At 67.5% G+C, this 20,718-nt stretch carries 23 protein-coding genes; 19 read left to right on the top strand and 4 right to left on the bottom strand.

Features of this window, described 5'->3' with window-relative positions; all coding sequences use genetic code 11:
- Window positions 1–133: 133 nt before the first annotated feature.
- The 3 genes from map to HDA45_RS00105 all read left to right on the top strand — a co-directional run bounded on the left by map (window position 134) and on the right by HDA45_RS00105 (window position 1,745).
- Window positions 134–907, top strand: a complete 774-nt coding sequence (gene map, locus HDA45_RS00115; RefSeq protein WP_184891255.1) for a type I methionyl aminopeptidase — start codon at window positions 134–136, stop codon at window positions 905–907.
- A gap of 153 nt (window positions 908–1,060) precedes the next feature.
- Window positions 1,061–1,411 carry a beta/gamma crystallin domain-containing protein gene (locus HDA45_RS00110; protein WP_184891254.1) on the top strand — a complete coding sequence of 117 codons (351 nt, stop codon included), beginning with the start codon at window positions 1,061–1,063 and terminating at the stop codon, window positions 1,409–1,411.
- A 184-nt stretch (window positions 1,412–1,595) separates the two neighbouring features.
- Window positions 1,596–1,745 carry a hypothetical protein gene (locus HDA45_RS00105; protein WP_184891253.1) on the top strand — a complete coding sequence of 50 codons (150 nt, stop codon included), beginning with the start codon at window positions 1,596–1,598 and terminating at the stop codon, window positions 1,743–1,745.
- Between the two features lie 16 nt (window positions 1,746–1,761).
- Here the strand turns inward: HDA45_RS00105 and HDA45_RS00100 are convergent, their stop codons facing one another.
- On the bottom strand, window positions 1,762–2,439 hold the full coding sequence (locus tag HDA45_RS00100) for a hypothetical protein (RefSeq protein WP_184891252.1): 678 nt from the start codon (window positions 2,437–2,439) through the stop codon (window positions 1,762–1,764).
- A gap of 264 nt (window positions 2,440–2,703) precedes the next feature.
- On the opposite strand from HDA45_RS00100, the gene HDA45_RS00095 reads away from it, so the two are divergent.
- Entirely contained in the window at window positions 2,704–3,069 is a 366-nt protein-coding gene (locus HDA45_RS00095) for an ArsR/SmtB family transcription factor (RefSeq protein WP_184891251.1), read from the top strand.
- A 352-nt stretch (window positions 3,070–3,421) separates the two neighbouring features.
- Here HDA45_RS00095 and HDA45_RS00090 read toward each other — a convergent pair whose 3' ends face one another.
- The gene (locus tag HDA45_RS00090) at window positions 3,422–4,381 is read right to left on the bottom strand and encodes a GlxA family transcriptional regulator (RefSeq protein ID WP_184891250.1); all 960 of its coding nucleotides are present in this window, start codon (window positions 4,379–4,381) and stop codon (window positions 3,422–3,424) included.
- A gap of 119 nt (window positions 4,382–4,500) precedes the next feature.
- Here HDA45_RS00090 and HDA45_RS00085 point away from each other — a divergent pair, with 119 nt between their 5' ends.
- Both HDA45_RS00085 and HDA45_RS00080 read left to right on the top strand, forming a co-directional pair.
- Window positions 4,501–5,091 carry an isochorismatase family protein gene (locus HDA45_RS00085; RefSeq protein WP_184891249.1) on the top strand — a complete coding sequence of 197 codons (591 nt, stop codon included), beginning with the start codon at window positions 4,501–4,503 and terminating at the stop codon, window positions 5,089–5,091.
- 70 nt (window positions 5,092–5,161) lie between these two features.
- On the top strand, window positions 5,162–6,901 hold the full coding sequence (locus HDA45_RS00080; RefSeq protein WP_184891248.1) for a pyruvate dehydrogenase: 1,740 nt from the start codon (window positions 5,162–5,164) through the stop codon (window positions 6,899–6,901).
- 3 nt (window positions 6,902–6,904) lie between these two features.
- On the opposite strand, the gene HDA45_RS00075 is transcribed toward HDA45_RS00080, so the two are convergent.
- Window positions 6,905–7,186 (bottom strand): hypothetical protein, encoded by a 282-nt coding sequence (locus tag HDA45_RS00075; protein ID WP_184891247.1) that lies wholly within the window; start codon window positions 7,184–7,186, stop codon window positions 6,905–6,907.
- 4 nt (window positions 7,187–7,190) lie between these two features.
- On the opposite strand from HDA45_RS00075, the gene HDA45_RS00070 reads away from it, so the two are divergent.
- The 10 genes from HDA45_RS00070 to HDA45_RS00025 all read left to right on the top strand — a co-directional run bounded on the left by HDA45_RS00070 (window position 7,191) and on the right by HDA45_RS00025 (window position 17,928).
- The gene (locus HDA45_RS00070; protein WP_184891246.1) at window positions 7,191–7,376 is read left to right on the top strand and encodes a hypothetical protein; all 186 of its coding nucleotides are present in this window, start codon (window positions 7,191–7,193) and stop codon (window positions 7,374–7,376) included.
- A 217-nt stretch (window positions 7,377–7,593) separates the two neighbouring features.
- Window positions 7,594–8,184, top strand: a complete 591-nt coding sequence (locus HDA45_RS00065) for a cysteine hydrolase family protein (protein ID WP_184891245.1) — start codon at window positions 7,594–7,596, stop codon at window positions 8,182–8,184.
- A gap of 41 nt (window positions 8,185–8,225) precedes the next feature.
- Window positions 8,226–9,251 carry a hydrogenase expression/formation protein HypE gene (gene hypE, locus HDA45_RS00060; RefSeq protein WP_184891244.1) on the top strand — a complete coding sequence of 342 codons (1,026 nt, stop codon included), beginning with the start codon at window positions 8,226–8,228 and terminating at the stop codon, window positions 9,249–9,251.
- Window positions 9,252–9,263: 12 nt separating this feature from the next.
- A complete protein-coding gene (gene hypF / locus HDA45_RS00055; RefSeq protein WP_184891243.1) occupies window positions 9,264–11,597 on the top strand; it encodes a carbamoyltransferase HypF in 2,334 nt (777 codons plus the stop codon).
- Window positions 11,594–12,583 (top strand): NAD-dependent epimerase/dehydratase family protein, encoded by a 990-nt coding sequence (locus HDA45_RS00050; RefSeq protein WP_184891242.1) that lies wholly within the window; start codon window positions 11,594–11,596, stop codon window positions 12,581–12,583. Before hypF ends, HDA45_RS00050 begins: the two co-directional genes overlap by 4 nt.
- A 31-nt stretch (window positions 12,584–12,614) precedes the next feature.
- Complete coding sequence (locus HDA45_RS00045) at window positions 12,615–13,787, top strand: DegT/DnrJ/EryC1/StrS family aminotransferase (protein ID WP_184891241.1); 1,173 nt, start codon at window positions 12,615–12,617, stop codon at window positions 13,785–13,787.
- On the top strand, window positions 13,784–14,242 hold the full coding sequence (locus HDA45_RS00040) for an NUDIX domain-containing protein (RefSeq protein ID WP_184891240.1): 459 nt from the start codon (window positions 13,784–13,786) through the stop codon (window positions 14,240–14,242). Before HDA45_RS00045 ends, HDA45_RS00040 begins: the two co-directional genes overlap by 4 nt.
- On the top strand, window positions 14,239–15,057 hold the full coding sequence (locus tag HDA45_RS00035) for an inositol monophosphatase family protein (protein WP_184891239.1): 819 nt from the start codon (window positions 14,239–14,241) through the stop codon (window positions 15,055–15,057). Before HDA45_RS00040 ends, HDA45_RS00035 begins: the two co-directional genes overlap by 4 nt.
- Complete coding sequence (locus HDA45_RS00030) at window positions 15,054–16,331, top strand: MFS transporter (RefSeq protein WP_184891238.1); 1,278 nt, start codon at window positions 15,054–15,056, stop codon at window positions 16,329–16,331. The genes HDA45_RS00035 and HDA45_RS00030 overlap by 4 nt, the downstream gene beginning before the upstream one ends.
- Window positions 16,315–17,928, top strand: a complete 1,614-nt coding sequence (locus tag HDA45_RS00025) for a carbamoyl phosphate synthase preATP-grasp domain-containing protein (RefSeq protein WP_184891237.1) — start codon at window positions 16,315–16,317, stop codon at window positions 17,926–17,928. Before HDA45_RS00030 ends, HDA45_RS00025 begins: the two co-directional genes overlap by 17 nt.
- On the opposite strand, the gene HDA45_RS00020 is transcribed toward HDA45_RS00025, so the two are convergent.
- Window positions 17,906–18,505, bottom strand: a complete 600-nt coding sequence (locus HDA45_RS00020; RefSeq protein WP_184891236.1) for a TetR/AcrR family transcriptional regulator — start codon at window positions 18,503–18,505, stop codon at window positions 17,906–17,908. The two genes, HDA45_RS00025 and HDA45_RS00020, sit on opposite strands and share 23 nt — an antisense overlap.
- Before the next feature lie 222 nt (window positions 18,506–18,727).
- Between HDA45_RS00020 and HDA45_RS00015 the strand changes: the two genes are divergently transcribed.
- The 3 genes from HDA45_RS00015 to HDA45_RS00005 all read left to right on the top strand — a co-directional run.
- Window positions 18,728–19,180, top strand: coding sequence for a 2Fe-2S iron-sulfur cluster-binding protein (locus tag HDA45_RS00015; RefSeq protein ID WP_184891235.1), 453 nt, complete (start codon window positions 18,728–18,730; stop codon window positions 19,178–19,180).
- Window positions 19,167–20,126, top strand: a complete 960-nt coding sequence (locus HDA45_RS00010) for an FAD binding domain-containing protein (protein WP_184891234.1) — start codon at window positions 19,167–19,169, stop codon at window positions 20,124–20,126. Before HDA45_RS00015 ends, HDA45_RS00010 begins: the two co-directional genes overlap by 14 nt.
- Window positions 20,126–20,718: molybdopterin cofactor-binding domain-containing protein (locus tag HDA45_RS00005; RefSeq protein WP_184891233.1), on the top strand; the 593-nt coding region annotated here is incomplete at its 3' end. The genes HDA45_RS00010 and HDA45_RS00005, both read left to right, overlap by 1 nt.

The raw sequence follows: 20,718 nt of genomic DNA, 5'->3' as shown, positions 1-20,718 counted from the left end.
CAAGCAAATACGAGTTCCTGAAGGGTTGTCTTCACAGACGTTCGTGGTCCACGACACCGTGACTGGTATTATTATACCGACGACTGCTAGGGTGGCGGTATAATAATACCAACCCTGTGACCGTGAGGTATCCGTGATCGAACTCAAGACGCCCGCCGAGATCCAGCGCATGCACGTGACCGGGCGTTTCGTCGCCGAGGTGCTCACCGAGGTCGGCGACCTCGCCGACGTGGGCGTCAACCTCATGGACCTGGAGCACCACGCGCGCGGCATGATCAAACGGCGCGGCGCGGAATCGTGCTACTGGGATTACGAGCCGTCCTTTGGCAAGGGCCCCTTCCGGAACGTCATCTGCCTGGCGGTCAACGACGCTGTCCTGCACGGTCTGCCCCACGACTACACCCTGCGGGACGGGGACGTGCTCACCGCGGACCTCGCGGTCAAGATCGACGGCTGGGCGGCAGACTCGGCGCGCACGGTCATCGTCGGGACCGCCGCCGAGGAAGACCTCCGGATCATCCGCGCGACCGAAGAGGCGCTGGAGGCGGCGATCGAGGCGGCTCGTCCCGGCAATCGGCTGGGTGACATCTCGGCGGCCATCTGGGCGGTCGCCCGCGACTACGGCTATCCCGTCAACACCCAGTTCGGCGGTCACGCCATCGGTCGCGAGATGCACGAAGAACTCCACGTTCCCAACAAAGGCAAGGCCGGTCGCGGCCTCACGCTCAAGCCGGGGCTGACCCTCGCGCTCGAACCGTGGTTCGCCCGCACGACCGACAAGATCATCTTCGACGAAGACGGCTGGACGATCCGCTCGGCCGACGGTTCGCGCACCGCCCACTCCGAGCACACGGTGGCCATCACCGACGACGCGCCCTTGGTGCTCACCCGGCGCGATCGGGAGTAGTCGTCCACAAAGGACTCTTGCCTCTTCGGGTAGCGTCGGTTCACGCAACAGGCAGCGTCGCGCCTTTTCCGTTCCCCGTGATTCCAGGATCACTAGGGTTCCTCATGAGTTCGTTCTCCCAGAACCTCTTCTGAGGAAGGAAATCCAGTCACCATGCGAAAGAGTCTCAAGAGGCTTGCCGTCGTCGGTGCGGTCGCTCTCGGCCTGGTCGTCGCGATTCCGGCGAGCCCGGCCTTCGCCATCGGCGAGGTCGCCTGTGGCAACAGGGACGACTTCGTGAAGTTGGACATCTCGTTCGGCAACGGGATGGGCACCAACAAGTGCTTCGCCAACGGCGGCGTCACGGGCACGAACATCGGTGGTGTCTACAACGTCTTCTCGGGCAACAACAAGGTGACGGTCAACTACGAACGCAACGGCCGGTACGAGTCGTCGACCCTCGGGTACTGGCAGGGTGTCGGCTTCTCCGGCACCGTCAGGGTGTACGAAGTGCGCATTTGGTGACGACAGGCTGAGCCTGTGACCTCGACAGGGCCGGACGGTGGACATCGTCCGGCCCTGTCGTCGTGACCGGACGTCCCGATGGGCACCGAAAGTTGGCCGAAAACCCCGAATACGGCCCGTGACTGCGGCGCGGCCGTTAGAGTGAGCAGTCGCTGTAGCCGTCACCCATGAGGAGTAGCAGGCCATGATCGCCGAGAGTGCGCATCAGCAGAGCGTGACCTTCCCGCAGGAAGCAACGCCGATCTTCGATCTGGTCGCGAAGATGGTGCTGCGGAAGCAGCCCGAAGGTGAGCACGATCTCGAGCGCGAAGCCGGTCTCGCGACGTCGGCGTAGCCTCCGTTCGCCGAGGTCATTCGGCCACCGGATCCGGGCCGCCGCGGAGTTCCGCGGCGGTGCGGCGGGCGTGGGCGAGACCTTCGAGGATCCACTCCGGGGGCTGCCTGTCGTTGGTCGCGATCCGCTCGTAGGCGGCGACCAGCCTTTCCGCGATCTTCAGCCGGGTGTCCGCGGTCTGCGTGTCGACCGCCGATTCCTCCGGGGGCATCGTGACGAGGGCGAGGTGTCCGGGCGGCGGGGGAGTCGTTCCCGTCGTGGATTCGGCGGACGCGTCGGACTGCTGTTCCGGGATCGGCAATCGCCGCAGGCGGAAGGACGTCTGTCCGGTGCTGTCCGGCACGCCGACGCGGCGGGAATCCTGCGAAGGCAGGGGATCCGCCCTGAACCGCGCGACCGTGGGCCAGTACCGGGCCCGAGCGGACTGCGGTGTCGCCCCGTCGAGCGCACACGCGATCTCCGGCCAGGTCTTTCCGTCGAGCCTCGCGGCCACCACGGCCGCCTCGAGGATCTGCTGCGCCATCCCGATCAGCCCGGCGTGGTCCTGTGCGCCGGGGACTTCCAGGTCCGCGGCCGTGTCCACCTGACCGGGCCTGGCGGCGCTCACGGCGAGGTCGGCCAGTTCGGCGGCGTGGGCGGCGAGCACCAGGTGGGCCCGGGTGGCCGGCGTGGAGACGGGGCGGCGTGTGGTCACCGGCCGCTCCCCGGGCAGGTGTCCTGTCGTCGGGTGGCCGACAGAGGGCTCGCGGAATCCCGCATGCCGTGGCTCACAGGTGTTCTCACCTTCTCTAAGTTGTGCAGATTTGCATAAGTATGCAATTTATGGACGGCATGCCCTGATCGGGTGCGGTCGAGACCGTTTCGCGCGGGGTGTTGTTCGGTGGGCGGCAGGGTCGGGCACGATCTGGGTCATGCGGACGGCCGGATCGACCCTTCTCCACGCGGCGGAGGGATACCGATGAGCAGACCCCTGTATCAGGTCAAGGCGGAATTCTTCAAAACGCTGGGCCATCCCGTCCGGATCCGGGTGCTCGAACTGCTCAGCGAGCGGGACCACCACGTCTCGGAGCTGCTCGCCGACCTCGGCATCGAGCCCGCCAACCTGTCCCAGCAGCTCGCTGTCCTGCGCAGGGCCAAGCTGGTGGTGCCGCGCAAGGACGGCACGACCGTGTCCTACTCCCTGACCAGTCCGTCGGTGGCGGAACTCCTCGCCGTCGCGCGCGGAATCCTGACCAGCGTCATAACCGGCCAGCTGGAATTGCTCGACGATCTGCAGAATTCCGCCGGACCACCCGGCGATTCGAACTCATCGGAAACCGGGTGAGAAATCATTTTTGTCGGCTTCGGCGTGTCGCTCGTTCAATTCCGAATTGTCCTCGCCGCGTCGGTGGAGCGCGCCATTTCCAGAGGTTGCCCTTCTCGTCTCGTCGACCACCGAGTCGAAGATGGGTGTCCCGCACAGCTCCACATGATCCTCCGTCGTGACACAGTGGTTGTGCTCGGTCATCTTGCCCTGGAGTGGTTCTTCGATCCAGGTCCCGCCAGGCAATGCACTCGATAGAGCTCACCCTCCAGGGTGAGCTATTCACCGATGCGAAAAGCAAGTTCCGGACAGGCGGTTCTCGCGGAAACAATGGTTCCGGTTCCCTTCGGGTGCGAAGGGAAAGGATTTCCTGTCAGCCCGGCGGACCGGCGAACTCGATCCGGTAGCGGGTCGGTGTGGTGCCCAGTGCGGTGGCGAAGTGCTCGCGAAGGCGGGCGGCCGTGCCGAAACCGGACTGGGCGGCGATGGCGTCGACGCCCAGTCCGGTCGTTTCGAGAAGGTGCCGTGCCCGTCCGAGGCGTTGTGCGACGAGCCAATGGTGGACGGTGGTCCCGGTCCGGGCGCGGAAGGCGCGGGTGAAGGTGCTCCGGCTCATATGCGCCCGGGCGGCGAGCCGATCGATGCTCTGCGGCGTGTCCAGATGTGACTGCGCCCAGCTCAGCACCTGGGTGAGCGGATCCTCATCCGGGGCGGGCACCGGGAACTCGATGAACTGGGCCTGACCGCCGGGACGGTGCGGCGCGGCGACGATACGGCGCGCGACGCGGTTGGCGACGACCTGGCCCGCCGTGCGGGCGAGCAGGTGGAGGCAGGTGTCGATGCCGGCTGTCGCGCCCGCGCCGGTCACAACGTCGCCTTCGTCCACATACAGCTCCTCGGGGCGCAGTTCCACCGAAGGAAAGCGTCGCCGGAACGTTTCGACCCATTTCCAGTGTGTGGTCGCGGCGCGCCCGTCGAGGATGCCGGCGTCCGCGAGGGCGAAGACTCCCAGGCAAAGCCCGACGACGACCGCTCCCCGTTGGTGCGCGGAACGCAGTGCGGCGGACACGGGCAGGGGCGTCGGGGTCTCCGGGGCGGACCACCACGGCACGACGACGATGTCGGCTTCGGCGAGCGCGTCGAGACCGGCGGGGACGTCGATCGCGTAGCCGGCGCTCGTGGTCAGGCGGCCTGGCTCCATCGCGACGACCGTGATCGGCCACGGCTCCATGTCGCCCGCCGGCGATTCCGGCCCCCACACCAGCGACGGTACGGCGAGATGGAACGGGCTGATCCCTTCGAACGCGAGGACGGCCACCTTCGGAGCGCTCATCGGTCCCTTCCTCTCGGACGTCGGCCGATCTCGACCACGGCTGACCCGAATCCGTATCTCAATATCCGATCGGGTCAGTGATCATGGTAGCCGTACCCACTGAAAGCAAAGGACGCACGATGACCAGCACCACCCTCCGCGAAATCAGCACCCTGCCGACGACCCCCGCGGCACTTTCGGACGCGACGCTGATCCTCGTCGACTACCAGAACACCTACACGCGCGGCGTGATGGAGCTCGACGGCTGGGAAGCCGCGCTCGACGAGGCGGCCACACTGCTGGCACTCGCGCGAGCCGAGGGCGCGACGGTCATCCACGTCATGCACGACGGGGGCGAAGGCAGTCCGTACGACCTCCAGCAGGAGATCGGCCGGATCCACGAACGTGTCGCCCCCATCGAGGGCGAGGAGGTCGTGGTGAAGACCGCGCCGAACTCGTTCGTCGGCACGCGGCTGGGTGAGCTCGTCGACGCCGCCGGACATCAGAACGTCGTCGTGGCCGGATTCATGACCCACATGTGTGTCACGTTCACCGCGGAAGGCGCGTTCCTGCGGGGAAACGCCCCGACCGTGGTGGCCGCGGCCTGCGCCACGCGTGCGCTGCCGTCCGTCGCCGGCCCGGTGACCGCCGCGGAGCAGCATCGCGCCGCCCTCGCCACGATCGGTGATCTCTACGCCGTCGTCGTCCGCACCACCGCAGAGCTTGGCTAGAACCTGCGAGGAACGCCCGTCGCGTGGATCATGAACGTAGTCCCGCCGCCGGAGTATCGAAGGGGTCGTGATGGCCAAGCCCAACGTCGCCGAGCAGTTCGTCCAAGTCCTGGTGCAGGCCGGGGTGGAACGGATCTACGGCGTGGTCGGTGACAGCCTGAACCCCATCGTCGACGCGATCCGCCGCACACCGGGCATCGAGTGGGTCCACGTGCGCAACGAGGAGGCGGGCGCGTTCGCCGCGGCCGCCGAGGCCCAGCTGACCGGGCGGCTCGCGGTGTGCGCGGGCAGCTGCGGCCCCGGCAACACGCATCTGGTGCAGGGCCTCTACGACGCGCACCGCACCGGCGCCCCGGTGCTCGCGCTCGCCTCCCACATCCCGTCCGGCCAGATCGGTACCGGGTTCTTCCAGGAGACCCATCCCGACCGGCTGTTCGTCGACTGCAGCGGCTACTGCGAGCAGATCAGCCAGCCCGGTCAGATGCCCCGCTTGCTGCGGATCGCGATGCAGCACGCACTGGCCCGCGGCGAGGTTTCGGTGCTGGTGCTGCCCGGCGACGTCGCGCAACTCGAGGCCGTTTCCCCCACCGGGACCGGGGCGCCGGTCACCGAGCGCGGAACCGTCGTGCCGCCCGAGTCGCAGGTGACGCGGCTGGCCGAGCTGATCAACGCGGCCGAGACCGTCACCGTGTTCGCCGGTGCCGGGGTGCGCGGCGCGCACGCCGAGGTGATGGAGCTCGCGGAGACGGTCCAGGCGCCTGTCGGCCACAGTCTGCGCGGCAAGGAATGGATCCAGTACGACAATCCGTACGACGTCGGAATGAGCGGTCTGCTCGGCTACGGCGCCTGCTACCGGGCCATGCAGGATGCGGATCTGCTGCTCCTGCTGGGTACCGATTTCCCTTACGACTCCTTCCTTCCCCAGGCCCGGACCGTGCAGGTCGACCACGACGCGACCCGGCTCGGCAGGCGCACCCCGCTGGAACTGGCCGTGCACGGCGACGTCCGGGAGACGCTGCGAGCCGTGCAGCCGCTCCTGCGGCGCAAGGCCGACCGGGCGTTCCTGGATCGCATGCTGCGCGACCACTGCAAATCACTGGAACACGTCGTCGACGCCTACACCCGTAACGTGGAGCGGCACGTGCCCATCCACCCCGAGTTCGCCGCCGACCTCCTGGACGAACTGGCCGCGGACGACGCGATCTTCACCGTGGACACCGGCATGTGCAATGTGTGGGCCGCCCGGTATCTCACTCCCAACGGGCGCCGCCGGGTGATCGGGTCCTTCCTGCACGGCACCATGGCCAACGCGCTGCCGCACGCCATCGGCGCGCAGTTCGCCTACCCGGGACGGCAGGTCGTGTCGATGTCCGGCGACGGCGGGCTGGGCATGCTGCTCGGCGAGCTGCTCACCGTCGCCCTGCACGATCTGCCGGTCAAGATCGTCACGTTCAACAACTCCTCGCTGGGGATGGTCAAACTGGAGATGCTGGTCGACGGCTTGCCCGACTATCAGACCGACCACCAGCAGGTCGACTTCGCCGCCATCGCGCGCGGTGCGGGCCTCCGGTCCGAGCGGGTGACCGATCCGACGCGGTTGCGCGCGGCCCTCGAGGAGGCGCTGAGCCACGATGGCCCCGCGCTGGTCGACGTCGTGACCGACGCGAACGCCTTGTCCGTCCCGCCGCACATCACCGCCGGTCAGCTCGGCGGATTCGCTTTGGCCGCGAGCAAGGTCGTCCTCGAGGGCGGTGTCGGCCGGATGATCGACCTCGCCCGCGCGAACCTCCGCAACATTCCCCGTCCCTGAGCGTCAGCGCACCGGGAAGGGGTTCTCGCTGAACGGAATGCCGCGGTGGTCATGACGCGGCATTTTCTCAAGCGTGACAGAAATATATTCGAGCCAAGTGGTACGCATGTCGTAGCGCGCCTTCTTCGCATTCCGCTGGTGGAAGTGCATGGACCGCTCCGGCGGTGTCAGGACCAGTGAGCCATTCGTCGCAAGGAATTTCCGCAGGTGGCCCATGGGTCGGCGACGGGACGCCCCGGTTTTGCATCCGGTGCGGATGTTCCCCGGCTGCGTGCCGACAATCACGCAGGTGTCCCCGCTGGTCGATCTTCGCGCCACACTGCGGATTTCGGAGCTGTCGCAGGTGCGGCTCGGGCGCCGTCCGCGCGCGTATCCGTATCTCGCGAAGCCGAATGATGTGGAATTCTCAGCAGAGCGCGTAATTGATCTTTTCGGCGAGAATCCGGGTCTTGACACGCCGACATTCACTGGGTAAACAAAGGTGTCGCCGGTTTTCGGCCATCGAACAGCTGGGGTGAGCATTCGGGAATAAAGGGGGCTTTGGGGGAGCGAGTCTTTCTGACGAGATTCGTTTGCGGCCACGGGTCGCTCTCCGGGTTCTTTCATATCCGCTTGCCGAATCACTTATCGCTGATGTCGGTGGTTCATGCTCGGTTTCTCCATCGGTCATTCCTTCAGGACAAGGAGCTGTCATGGGCAAAATCGCCGTCCTCACCAACGACCTTCAGGGTGACGTGGTCTACCTGACCCCCGAGCGCACGGCGGTGATGGCCGACGCGGAGCCGCACTACATCGCCTTCCTTGACGAGATGCGCCGCCGGGGTCACACGGTCTACCACCTGCAGCTGATCAACCTGCCCGACGACCCGAACGCGAACCGCAGGGCGGACGGAACCCTTCCCCTGCAACGAGACACCGAGGGCGCCGCGATCCTCCCCGCGTTCCTCGCCGACGGCGACGTCGTCGTGGAGAAGAACAAGGACAGCGGTTTCTACGAGACGAAGATGCAGGAACTGCTCCAGGAAGCGGGCGTCGATACCGTCGTGGTCACCGGCCTGCAGACCCAGATCTGTGTCCAGACCACCGCCGCCGACGCGTTCTTCCGCGGCTACAACGTCTGGGTTCCCGCCGAATGCGTCGTGTCCGACAAGACCGAAGATCGCGACCGTTCCCTCAGCTGGCTCGCCGGGTATTGCGCCACCGTCGCGAGTTCGCAGGAGATCTTGGAAACCCTCGACAGCAAGGGTGAACTGCCCCGGATGGTCGTCAAAACCCTTCCCTGAGCCCTGTCCGGCCCCTCGCTCGTAGAAAGGTAGGACGCCCGATGGCAAGCTCGGTGACCGGCCTCGACGAGGTCGTTCTCGACCACGGCAGCGGAGCCAAGCTCAGCGGTGAGTTGATCTCCTTCGTCGTCGAAACACTCGGCGAGGTGTACATCGGCGAGATGGAGGACAGCGCGATGCTCTCCGTCCCAGCCGGTCGGATCGCGATGACCACGGACTCGTTCGTGGCCGATCCGCCGTTCTTCGGCAACGGGGACATCGGCAAGATTTCGGTCTGTGGCACGGTGAACGACCTCGCCGTGGTCGGCGCGCGGCCGCTCTACCTGACACTCGGGATGATCCTGGAGACGGGTCTGCCGATGGCCCTGCTGCATCAGGTGTGCACCTCGATCCGGGAAACGGCGCTCGAAGCGGGCGTCCAGATCGTCTGCGGCGACACCAAAGTGGTCCGCAAGGGCGAGGTCGACCAGATCTACCTCAACACGGCCGGGATCGGCGTCTTCGAGCGCGCGCCCCTGCGGATGCGCGACGTCCGCCCCGGAGACCGGGTGATCCTCAGTGGACCGATCGGCAATCACACCGTGCACCTGCTGTCGATCCGCGAGGGTCTCGGATTCGAGCAGCGCGTGCTCAGCGATTGCGCGCCGCTCAACGGGCTCATGGACACGCTGCTGACGACGGTCGGCGAGGGCACGGTGCATTCGGTCCGCGACGTCACTCGCGGCGGGCTGGCCGCGGTCCTGCACGAGTACGCGAGGGCGTCCGGACACGCTGTCAGGTTCGAGCAGGAGCGGCTGCCCATCCAGTTCGAGACCGTGATGGCCACGGACATGCTGGGCATCAACGCGATCCACGCCGCCAACGAGGGCTGCCTGTGCCTGTTCGTCGATCCGGCGGCGGAGCAGGACGTGCTGAACGTGCTCCGCTCGCACAAGTACGGAGCCGAGGCCACGACGATCGGCGAGGTGACGGGCGACGCGGAGCCGCTCGTCCTGATGCGCGGCGCGGACGGGCGGGACTCCGTGGTCGAGGAACTCCAGGGCGCCGAGCTGCCCCGTCTGTGCTGAGGGGGTGACGAGATGCCGAGTAGTGAATCGAGTGTCCGGCGAAGCATTCGTGTGTCCGGCGTGGTCCAGGGTGTGGGGTACCGGCCCTTCGTCTACAAGCTCGCGTTGCAAGGCGATCTGACCGGCTGGGTGCTCAACGACCCGGAGGGTGTGCTGATCGAGGTGACCGGCGATCCGGAGGAAGTGAGCCGGTTCACCGAAGGCCTCAGCACATCGGCACCGCCGCAGGCCCGGGTCACGGCCGTCCGGGTGACCGATCTGCCCGTGGCGGAGGTGAAACCGGACGGGTTCACCATCCGGGAAAGCAGGCACGACGGCGCCCGGACCACGGTCGTCCCCTCGGACTCCTATGTCTGCGCCGACTGCCGCGCCGAGTTGCGTGACCCGGCTGATCGCCGGTACCGGTACCCCTTCATCAACTGCACCAACTGTGGTCCGCGGTACTCGATCATCCGCGAGCTGCCGTATGACCGGGCCGTCACCACGATGGCCGGCTTCACCATGTGCCGCCCGTGTGCCCTCGAGTACGAAGATCCGCTCGACCGTCGTTATCACGCCCAGCCCAACGCCTGTCCCGACTGCGGTCCCCGGCTGCTGCTGGCCGGGGCCGGCGGCGAGACGGCTTCGGGGGAGGAGGCGCTGGCCGCGGCCACGGCCGCGCTCGCCGAGGGCGGGATCGTCGCGGTCAAGAGCGTCGGCGGGTTCCACCTCGCGGTCAACGCCCACGACGGCGAGGCGGTCGCCCGGCTCCGGACCCGCAAACGGCGCGATTCCAAGCCGTTCGCGGTGATGGCCCGCGATCTGGGCACGGTCGAGGCGTTCGCCGAGGTCCGCCCTGCCGAGGCCGATCTGCTGCTCTCGCCCGCCCGTCCGATCGTGTTGCTGCGTAAGCGTTCCCCGGGGCTGCCGGAGCAGATCGCCCCGCGCAACCCCAACCTCGGCGTCATGCTCCCGTCCGCGCCGGTGCACCATCTTCTTCTCGACCACGCCGGATCGGACACCCTGGTCATGACCAGCGGCAACATCTCCGGTTACCCGATCGTGTACCGCAACGAGGACGCGCTGGCCCAGCTCTTCGGTGTCGCCGATCTGATCCTCTACAACGACCGCGACATCGAGGTCCGGGTCGACGACTCGATCGTCCGCTACTCCGAGCACCCCGATCTCGGCGAGCCGCTGGTCGGTTTCATCCGCCGATCCCGCGGCTACGCGCCGTACCCCGTGGAGATCGGCGCCGAGCTCGCTCCCCTCGTGGCGTACGGCGCCGAACTCAAGACGACAGTGGCGTTGAGCAGCGGCTCCCGCGTCTATGTCAGCCAGCACATCGGCGACATCAAGAACGACGAGACTTTCGGGGCGCATCGAGAGGCCGTGCGTCATCTCGCCGATCTCCACGAGCTTCGCCCGCGTCACGCCGCCGTGGACCTCCATCCCCAGTTCCGTGCGACCCGGTTCGCCTTCCAGGAGCAGGGTGAAGCCTTCGAGCAGGTCGTGACCGTGCAGCACCATCACGCGCACATGGCTTCCTGTATGGCGGAAAACCGGCTCGTCGGCCAGACCATCGGCGTCATCTTCGACGGCACCGGATACGGCGACGACGGCACCATCTGGGGTGGCGAATTCCTCGTCGGCGGCTACCGCGAAGCCCGCCGCGTCGCGCATCTGCGGACCGTGCCGCTCTTGGGCGGGGACAAGGCCGTCACCGAACCGATCAGGACGGGATTCGCGCTGGCGCTGGACGCGTTCGGCGAGACTTCCGCCGCGGTCAACGCCTTTCCGGTGTTGGAAACCCTCGACGAGCAGCAGCGGCACGTCTTCACCGCCATGACGCGGCGGGGGATCAACGCGCCACCCGCTTCCAGCATGGGCCGGTTGTTCGACGGCGTCGCCGCCTTGCTGGCCATCACCACGCACGCCGAATACGAAGCGCAGGGCCCGATCGAGCTGGAGGGACTGCTCGAGCGCGACTTCACCATGGCCGAGCCCGGGCAACGGTACCGATTCGGCTTGGAAGAGCAGGAAATCGATCCTCGGCCGGTGATCCGGGCGCTCGCCTCGGACCTCGCGGCCGGACTGGATCCCGCCGCGATCAGCCGCCGTTTCCATTCGACCGTGGTCGACATGGTCGTGGAGCGGTGTCGGGCGCTCCACGATTTCGGAAGCCGCCGGGTCGTGCTCTCCGGCGGCGTTTTCCTGAACGAGTTCCTGCTGGTCAACTGCATGGTGGAGCTGCGGAAGGCGGGTTTCGAGCCGTTCTGCCATCAGCAGGTGCCGACCAACGACGGCGGCATTTCGCTCGGCCAGATCGTGGTGGCCGACGCCAGGCTGGGAGACGACGTGCGATGAAGAAGTACCTGATCACGGGCGGACGAGGGTATATCGGATCGGTGCTGACCCGGAGACTCCGCGAAACCGGGGCAGAAGTCGTGGTCGTCGACAACGGCCTCGTCGGCGGTCCGGAACTCGGGCTGTCCGGGGTCACCTACATCGACGGCGACGTCCTCGACACCGGGTCCTGGGAGAAGGCCCTCGACGGCGTGGACGCGGTGGTGCATCTGGCGGCGATCGTGGGTGATCCCGCCTGCGGCGTCGACACCGACACCGCCTGGAACGTCAATTACCTCGGCACCATCCGCGTCGCCGAGGCCTGCCGCCGGGCCGGGATACGGTCGCTGGTCTTCGCTTCCACTTGCAGCAACTACGGATTCACGGCGGACGCGGAGGTGGGCGTCTGGTCACCCATGGCACCGCAGTCGGTCTATGCCGAATCCAAGGTGCTGTCCGAGCACTATCTGCTCTCCCTGCCCCGTGACGAATTCTTCCCCCGGCTGCTGCGGTTCGCCACCATCCACGGCCTTTCCCCGCGGATGCGGTTCGATCTCGCCGTCAACGTCATGACGGCCAACGCCGTGGAACACGGTCGGGTCACCGTGCACGGCGGTACGCAGTGGCGGCCCTTCCTGCACGTCGAGGACGCGGCCGCGGCGGTACACCTGGTTCTCGGTGACGACAGGCCCGCCGCGCCGAGCATCTACAACTGCGGCTTCGGCGAAGAGAACTACCGCATGGACTCCATCGGCAAGCTGATCGCCGAAGAGGTCGACGGCGTCCACATGGAGATCCTCGAGGAACACACCGACCCACGGAACTACCGGGTGAATTTCGATCCCATCCGCCGGGAGCTGGGTTTCACCCCGAGCCGCCGGGTCGTCGACACGGCAAGGGAAATCCGGGACGCCATGCGTGCGGGGAAGTACTCGGACTTCGCCTCGCCCCGGTACAGCAACTACCTGACCGCGGTGGCCCAGCGCGTGGACCCGGTCTCGGCGTAGTTCCCGTCATCCACTTCCCAGGAGCCTGACCATGACCGACCTCAGCCCCACCACCCGGCCGAGACGTTTCCCCGAACTCGTTCCGATGGTCCGTCCGACCGTGGAAACCGACGCCGAGATGGAGTTGGCCGTCAAGGAGATCCTCCAGTCGGGCATGCTCACGAACGGGCGATACGTAAAGGAATTCGAGGAAGCCGCTGCCGCGTACCTGGGAGTGGACCACGCTGTCGCGGTCAGCAGTTGCACGACAGGCTTGATGCTCGTGTTCCGCTGCCTGGACCTGACCGGCGACATCGTCGTCCCGAGTTTCACCTTCATGGCTTCCGGCCATGCCGTCGGCTGGGCGGGAAACCGGGTGCGGTTCGCCGATTCGGATCCCCGCACGTGGACCCTCGACCCGGGCGCGGTGGCCCCGCTCGTACCGGAGGTGGCCGGCGTGCTGGCGGTGCACACCTTCGGCGTCCCGTGCGACACCGTCTCGCTGCAGGAACTGTGCGACTCCCGGGGTCTCCCGCTGATCATCGACGCCGCGCACGGCTTCGGCAGCCGCTACCCGGACGGGAGCATGGTCGGGGGAAAGGGGGTGGCGGAGGTCTTCAGCCTCAGCCCGACCAAGACCCTCAGCACGGGCGAAGGCGGGCTGATCACCACAAAGGACGCCGCACTCGCCGCCAGGCTGCGGATGGCGCGCGAGTACGGCAATCCCGGTGACTACGACAGCCGGTTCACCGGACTCAACGGCCGGATGACGGAAGTGTCCGGTTTCATGGGCTTGCACGCGCTCAAACGGTTCTCCCGCTGGCTCGACATCAGGCGTTCTCTGGCGGCGCGGTATCGGTCCTGTTTGGACGGTGTCCCCGGCCTGGAATTCCAGGTGGTCCCGGAAGGCGCCGCGAGTTCGTACAAGGACCTGGGGATCCGTGTCGACGCCGCCCGCTTCGGGATGACCCGCGACGTGCTGGCGGAGCGGCTCGGACAGGAGAACGTCAGCAGCCGCAAGTACTTCAGCCCGGCGCTGCACCAGCAGACCGCCTATCGGCACATCCCCGCCGCCGCGGATCTGTCCGTGACGGAGGAGCTGGCTTCGAGCATGATCACACTGCCGCTCTACTCTCACATGCCCGCGCAGGTCGTCGACGAGATCTGCGACATCGTTCGCGAAATACACGCGACAGCACAGAAAGCAGGCGGTAAAGCATCGTGAACGACTATGTGGCGGACCTGCGGAAACTGGTCGGAACCCGGCCGCTGATCCTTCCCGGAACCTCGGTCGTTGTCGTCGATCCGGCCGACCGGGTCCTGCTGCTGGAGCGGGTCGACACCGGTGGCTGGGGGCTGCCCGGCGGGCTCATGGAGCCGGGGGAGTCGTTCGAAGAGACCGGGCGGCGTGAGGTCAAGGAGGAAACCGGCCTGGACATCGGTGACCTGAACCTGCTGGGTCTCTTTTCCGGCGCCGAGTACTACTACCGCTATCCCAACGGTGACGAGATCTACAACATCACCGCCGCCTATGTCGCCCGGCTGCCGGAAGACGCCACCATCGTCCTGGACACCGCGGAGAACAGCACGTGGCGTTTCTTCGGGCTGGACGAAATCCCGGACACCGTGATCTCGCCGGAACAACCCATCATCGCGGAGTACGCCAAGGTCGCGTCATGATCGCGCCGGATCCCGGCTTCGCGGAGTTCATCGAGACCGGTCTTCGCGAAGCGTCCAAAGTGGCCGTGGACCTGCGGGGCACGGGCGAGGTGACGGTCAAGCCGTCGGACGTGAACCAGATCGTCACCGGCACGGATCTGGCCATCGGGGCGCTGCTGACCGGGCGGATCAGGGAACGGTATCCGCGCCACGCGATCCTGGAAGAGGAAAGCGGCGGGACATCCGGTGCCGACGACGTCACCTGGATCGTGGATCCGTTGGACGGCACCAGCAACTACGCCGCGGGCAGCCCGCTTTACGGGGTGATGATGGCGGCGGTCGGTTCCGACGGCGTCCTCGCGGGCGGACTCGCGCTGCCGGCGTTCGACCTCGTCTACGTCGCCGAGTCCGGCAAGGGCGCCACGCGGAACGGCCAGCCACTCGGGTCGCTCCCGGCCACCGGCGCCGACCGGTCGCTCGTGGCGTTCGGAATGGACAAGGGCCCGCCCGAGCTGATGGCGGTCGATAGCAGGCTCGCCGCGGCTCTCGGGACGGCGTGCCTCGGTGTCCGCATGAGCAACAGCGTGTTCGACATCTGCATGGTGGCCGATGGCGCCTACGGGGCGTTCGTGCATCGAAGCTGCCGGATCTGGGACGTGGCGGCCGCGCTGTGCGTACTGCGGGAGTGCGGCGCTGTCTGCACCGATCTCGGCGGGCGGCCGTTGGACCTCACCGACCCTCTCACGAAGGCGGATCAGGTCTTCGAAGTCTGCTTGGCCTCGGCCAGCGTGCATCCGGCCGTGATGGCCGCGCTCAGAACGGTGGTCCCCGGGTGAAGGGCGACAACCGGGTCAGTCTTTTCGCCCTGATCCTGGGACTGACCTGCGGATACGACGCCACCGCGATGGCGGGCGCGCTCCTGCTGGTCACCGACCACTTCGGACTCACGACCACAGGGCAGGGTTCGCTGTACGCCGCCACCGCGGCGGGCTGGATCGTCGGCGCGCTCCTGGGCAGCAGGCTCGTCAACACTCTCGGCCGTCGCAAGACCCTCCTCGGATTGACGGTCCTTTACCTGGGGGCCACCGGCCTGGCCGTCACGGCGGCGAACCCGCTGTGGCTGGGCGCGGGCCGGTTCGGGCAGGGCACCGCGATCGGTATCGCCATCGTGACGACCCCGATCTTCATCGCCGAATCGGCCACGACGCGCGCTCGCGGGCGTATCGCGGTCCTGTACCAGGTGGCGACCTCCGTCGGCATCGCGATGGGCTACTTCGGCGGCTACTTCCTCGCCGACAGCGGGCAATGGCGGCTGATGCTCGCCATTCCCGGTGTCCTCGCGCTCGCCGCCGCGCTGTGGCTGCTGGGGCTCCCCGAAACCGAGCGCTGGCGACAGCTTCGCCGGGAACGGACCTCACGTCAGGCGGGCGTCGTCCGCGCGATCTTCGGGCCCCGGCATCGAAAACTCACGCTCTTCGTCGTCACGCTGGGGTTTTTCGTCCAGGCCACGGGTATCAACGCGATGGTCTTCTTCAGCCCGAGGATCTTTCAGCACATCGGCTACACCGACGACTTCGGACTGCTCGTCCTGCCGGGTTTCGTCCAGCTCGCCGGTGGCGCCGCGGCGCTCGTCTGCGCACTGACGATCGACCGGTTCGGACGACGGCCGGTGCTGCTCACCGGCACCGCCCTGATGGGACTGGGGCACGCGCTCCTGGTGATCGGCTTCGCGACCGATTCGCCTGGTGTGGTGGGCTTTCTCGGTCTGATCACCTTCATCGTCGGGTTCAATTCGGGCTTCGGCTCGCTGGTGTGGGTGTTCGCGGCGGAGGGCTTCCCGGATCACCTCCGGGGCGCCGGAGCGTCGGTGATGCTCCTGACGAATCTCACGACGAACCTGTTCATCGCCCAGTTCTTCCTCGACGTGCTCAACGCCGTCGGCGGCCTGCTGACCTTCCTCGTCCTCTTCGCCATCACCGCGTTGGCCTGGCTCTTCGTGTACTTCGCCGCGCCGGAGACGAAGGGCCGTTCGCTGGACGAGGTCCAGTCCTACTGGGAAGCGGGCAGGCGCTGGCCCGCCACCGACGACACCCATGCCGCGGCGTCCTGAGCCGCGGTCGGTGCTGGTGATCGGATCCGGTCCGATCGTGCTCGGCCAGGCCACCCCGGCTTGCCAGGCGCTCAAGGCGGCGGGCCTGCGGATCACGGTGGTCGACGGCAACCTGGCGACCACGACGACCGACCCGGGCTTCGCCGATGCCACTTATCTGGAGCCCGTCGACCCAAGCACGGTCGAGAAGATCATCGCCAGAGAACGGCCGGACGCGCTGCTTCCCACCCTCGGCGGGCAGGCGGCGCTCGACACCGCTGTCGCCCTGTCCGAGTCCGGTGCGCTGGCCCGATACGGCGTCGAACTGATCGGCACGAGCATCGACGCGATCCTGGCGGGCGAGAACCACGAGGAGTTCGCGAGGATCGTCAAACGTGTGGGTGCCGAAGTGTTGCCGGTGGCGTCCGTGGCCGGCTGGCGGAAATGCGAACTCGAACTCCTGCGCGACCACGACGACAAGATGGCCGTCGCCTGCTCGACGGGAGAGTTCGAGCCGCGGATGCGTGACGTGGCGGTCATGGTGGCCCAGGCTGTCGGCGTCGGACCCGGCGGCTGCACCCTCCGGTTCGCGGTCGACCCGCGTGACGGCCGTCCGGTCGTCACCGGATTCGATCCTCGGGTGGCCCGGTCCGGCGTTCTCGCCGTCGAACTGGCCGTCGGCCGGACACTGGACGACCTCGGATCGGAGCCGGTGCTCGACCAACCCGCCGTACCGGAGGCACCCGCGCCGGTGGAGCGGTTCCCCGGCGGCGAGATCGAGGTCGTTGCCCTGTACGACGGCCACGAGCTGTACGTGGGTGGCGTCGTGGAGCGCTTCGAGAGTGCGTGGGTGCTGCCGCCGGTCACCCTCGGCCGCGCCGATCTCGCCCGGATCCGTGAGTCCACCCGTGTGCCGGCCGAAAGTATCGGGCTGCTGAACGTCCGCTATGCACTCACGTCGGGCGAATTGTCCATTTTGGACGCGAAGCCGGGGGCGGGCGGCACGGTTCCGTTCGTGTCGAAGGCCACCGGCGTACCGCTGATCGAGGCCGCCGCACGCGTGAATCTCGGGGCGCGCATCGCCGACCTGCGCACCGAGGGCCTTCTCCCGTCCTTCGGGGACGGCGGCTCAGTCCGTATCGCGGCAAAGCAGGGTGCGGTGATGGGCATCGGCTCGACTTTCGGCAGCGCCTACGCCAAGACGCAGGCCGCCTCGTCGAATCCGTTGCCCACCAAGGGGCAGGTGTTCGTCTCGTTCGCCGGCCGTGACAACCGGGCGATGGTCTTCCCGGTGAAGGCGCTGGCGGACATGGGTTTCGAAATCCTGGCCTCCGAAGGAACCGGCAGCGTCCTTCGCCGTCTCGGTGTGCCTGTGACGATCCCGCGCAGGTCCTCCCTGGTGGACCTCGTGCTGGCGGGGGAGGTCGTCTTGGTCGTCGACGCCCAGGCCGGGCACGAGATTCGCGTCGCGGCGGCTGCTCGTGGAATCCCGTTCTTCACGACTGTCCGGGGGTTGGCCGCCGCCGTGCAGGGGATCGAGGCCGTCAGCCGGGGGCGCATGGACGTTGTGTCGCTGCAGGAGCACATCGCGAGACTCAGGGACGTTCCGCGGCCTTGAGACATCCCTGGCAAGCGCTCATCCCACGCCACAGCAGGTCGACGAGACTCGCGACGTCGCGCCGCCATTCGCCGTTCGGGTCGAGGTACAGCAGGCCGCCCAGGCTGCGAAGCACTGTCTCGGGCTTCAGGTCCGGGCGGACGGTGCCGGCGGCGACGTTGGCTTTCAGCAGCACGGAAACCGCGCCGACCATGGCCTCGTAGGCCCCGGCGGGGAGTTCCCCGCGGGAGGCCGTCGCGGCGCGTAGGGCGTCGGCCAGACCGCGCTTGGTCATCATGTAGTGGGCAAGGTGGTCGGTCGTCCACACGCGGAAGGCCTGTTCCGGGGCGTACTGATCGATCAGGCTCGGCACGACGTCGACGAGCTGGCGCACCTCGCGCTGGTAGACCGCCAGGATCAGGGCTTCGGGGGTCGGGAAGTGCCGGTACACGGTGCCGACGCCGACCTCGGCCTGCTTCGCGATGGCGTTGAACGAGACCTCGCCCGACCCGGCCAGCGACTTCGCCGCGGCGACGAGGATGCGCTCGTGGTTGCGCCGGGTGTCCGCACGCCGGGGATTGACCGATCCCGTCGTCATCGTCCCTCCCGTTCGCCGAACCCGTCCGTCGTGAATGTAGCCGAGGACTCGAGCGACCTGGAGCGACTCCAGGGAAGAGCATCGACATTGCCAAGCGGATTGTAATCCGCTAGCTTGAAAATCGAAGCGGATGAATATCCGGTTCACATCTCGGACAGTCTCCCACCACCTCAACCTACGCCGTCGGGCGCTCGACCCCGACGATCTGCGGAAAGAGATCCAGTGGACATCTCACTCGAAGTCAACGGCAGAACGGAACACCTGAGTGTCGATCCCGGGGTGACCTTGCTGGACGCGCTGCGGGAGCGGCTCGCCGTCACGGGCCCGAAGAAGGGCTGTGACCGGGGGCAGTGCGGCGCGTGCACGGTGCACGTCGACGGACGCCCGGTGCTCTCCTGCCTCACCTTGGCCGCCACCGTGAAGAAGCCGGTGACCACCGTCGAAGCACTGTCCACAGTGGATGGACTGCATCCGGTCCAGCAGGCCTTCGTCGATCAGGACGCCCTGCAGTGCGGATTCTGCACGTCCGGGCAGATCATGTCGGCGGTCGCCGCCGTCGAACAGGATGTCCAGGACGTCCGCGAGTTCATGTCCGGCAACCTTTGCCGCTGCGCCGCGTACCCGAACATCATCGCGGCTGTCGAGCAGGCGAGGCGGGCCGATGCGTCCCTTTGAGCTGATCGCACCCGAGACCGTCGAGGCCGCTGTCGCCTCGTCCGGCACGTTCCTGGCGGGCGGGACCACACTCGTCGACCTGATGAAACTCAATGTCCTGACACCGGAACACGTTCTGGACATCAACGCGGTGCCGTTACGCGGCATCGACACCGCCGACGGCCTGCGGATCGGCGCACTGGAGCGGATGAGCGACATCGCCGGACACCCCGGCGTTCCTCCCGCGATCTCCCGTGCTCTGCTGCTCAGCGCCTCCCAGCAGATCCGGAACATGGCCAGTATCGGCGGGAACCTGATGCAGCGCACTCGCTGCTCGTACTTCCGGGACGTCGCCATGCCGTGCAACCGGCGGGATCCCGGCAGCGGCTGCCCGGCGATCTCGGGCGCCAACCGCATGCACGCCGTACTGGGCACGAGCGACTCGTGCGTGGCGACCCACGCCAGCGACGTGGCCGTCGCGCTGGTCGCCCTCGACGCCCGGCTCCGGCTGGTGAGCGCCACCGGTTCCCGCACCGTCGAACTCGGCTCGTTCTATCACCAGCCTGGGGAAACCCCCGAGCTGGAGAACGACCTGCGTCCCGGTGAATTGATCGCCGAGGTCGTGGTCCCCAAGCTGGACTGGGCCTCGAACTCCACCTACGTCAAGGTGCGGGACAGGCAGTCCTACGAGTTCGCGCTGTGCTCAGCCGCGGTCGCGCTGCACGTCCAGGACTCGCGGATCGTCGACGCCAGGGTCGCGGCGGGTGGCGTGGCCACCGTGCCGTGGCGGCTGCCCGAGGTCGAGGCGGCCTTGCGCGGCGCGCCCGCGACAGTCGCCACCTTCGAGGACGCCGCGGCGCTCGCCGCGGAAGGCGCACGCCCGCTGTCCGCGAACGGATTCAAACCGTCCTTGCTGCGACGGACCATCGTCCGCGCGCTGCTCGAACTGACCGAGGGGAGCCGCTGATGACCACCCGGGTGGACGGACCGCTGAAGGTCACCGGCCAGGCCGCATACGGGGCGGACCACCACTTCCCCGGAATGGCCCACGGCTATGTCGTGACCAGTTCGATCGCCAACGGCGAGATCGAGGCGATGGAGGTCACGGCGGCGAAGGGCGCTCCGGGCGTGATCGCCGTGTACACGCCGTTCGATCCGCTGGAGCTGAACGCCCCCGTCACGATGTTCATGGGCGAGACATGGGTTCCTTTGCAGGACAAGGAAGTCGCCTACTACGGGCAGCCGATCGGCTTCGTGGTGGCGGAGACCTACGAGCAGGCGCGTGACGCGGCGATGCTCGTCGAGGTCTCCTACCAGGCCCGGCCTGCCCTGACTTCGCTGCAGGACGGCCTCGCCTCGGCCGAAGACGCACCGGCCGCGAGGGACGGTTCGCCGCCGTCGCTCGCGGTCCTCGCTCCCGACGTCGAGTCCATCGAGGACGCGCTGGCCGCGAGCCCGGTGGTCGTCGAAGCCACGTACACCACCGCGACCCAGAACCACGCCGCGATGGAACCGCATTCCGCGGTCGCGGTGTGGGGTCCCGACGGTCTGACGATCCA

The sequence above is a fragment of the Amycolatopsis umgeniensis genome (assembly GCF_014205155.1).
GTDB lineage: Bacteria > Actinomycetota > Actinomycetes > Mycobacteriales > Pseudonocardiaceae > Amycolatopsis > Amycolatopsis umgeniensis.
Note: the sequence above shows the minus strand (reverse complement) of the source record. Positions and strands in the feature narration are given on the sequence as shown.

What these genes read in the sequence shown, in the direction of transcription:
- HDA45_RS00080 (WP_184891248.1), top strand. Translation starts at nt 5,162, where the DNA reads ATGGCCAAGCCCAACGTCGCCGAGCAGTTCGTCCAAGTCCTGGTGCAG.
- HDA45_RS00025 (WP_184891237.1), top strand. Translation starts at nt 16,315, where the DNA reads ATGCCGCGGCGTCCTGAGCCGCGGTCGGTGCTGGTGATCGGATCCGGT.
- HDA45_RS00090 (WP_184891250.1), bottom strand. Translation starts at nt 4,381, where the DNA reads ATGAGCGCTCCGAAGGTGGCCGTCCTCGCGTTCGAAGGGATCAGCCCG.
- HDA45_RS00035 (WP_184891239.1), top strand. Translation starts at nt 14,239, where the DNA reads ATGATCGCGCCGGATCCCGGCTTCGCGGAGTTCATCGAGACCGGTCTT.
- HDA45_RS00045 (WP_184891241.1), top strand. Translation starts at nt 12,615, where the DNA reads ATGACCGACCTCAGCCCCACCACCCGGCCGAGACGTTTCCCCGAACTC.
- HDA45_RS00020 (WP_184891236.1), bottom strand. Translation starts at nt 18,505, where the DNA reads ATGACGACGGGATCGGTCAATCCCCGGCGTGCGGACACCCGGCGCAAC.
- HDA45_RS00065 (WP_184891245.1), top strand. Translation starts at nt 7,594, where the DNA reads ATGGGCAAAATCGCCGTCCTCACCAACGACCTTCAGGGTGACGTGGTC.
- hypE (WP_184891244.1), top strand. Translation starts at nt 8,226, where the DNA reads ATGGCAAGCTCGGTGACCGGCCTCGACGAGGTCGTTCTCGACCACGGC.
- HDA45_RS00085 (WP_184891249.1), top strand. Translation starts at nt 4,501, where the DNA reads ATGACCAGCACCACCCTCCGCGAAATCAGCACCCTGCCGACGACCCCC.
- HDA45_RS00050 (WP_184891242.1), top strand. Translation starts at nt 11,594, where the DNA reads ATGAAGAAGTACCTGATCACGGGCGGACGAGGGTATATCGGATCGGTG.
- HDA45_RS00110 (WP_184891254.1), top strand. Translation starts at nt 1,061, where the DNA reads ATGCGAAAGAGTCTCAAGAGGCTTGCCGTCGTCGGTGCGGTCGCTCTC.
- HDA45_RS00095 (WP_184891251.1), top strand. Translation starts at nt 2,704, where the DNA reads ATGAGCAGACCCCTGTATCAGGTCAAGGCGGAATTCTTCAAAACGCTG.
- HDA45_RS00105 (WP_184891253.1), top strand. Translation starts at nt 1,596, where the DNA reads ATGATCGCCGAGAGTGCGCATCAGCAGAGCGTGACCTTCCCGCAGGAA.
- hypF (WP_184891243.1), top strand. Translation starts at nt 9,264, where the DNA reads ATGCCGAGTAGTGAATCGAGTGTCCGGCGAAGCATTCGTGTGTCCGGC.
- HDA45_RS00010 (WP_184891234.1), top strand. Translation starts at nt 19,167, where the DNA reads ATGCGTCCCTTTGAGCTGATCGCACCCGAGACCGTCGAGGCCGCTGTC.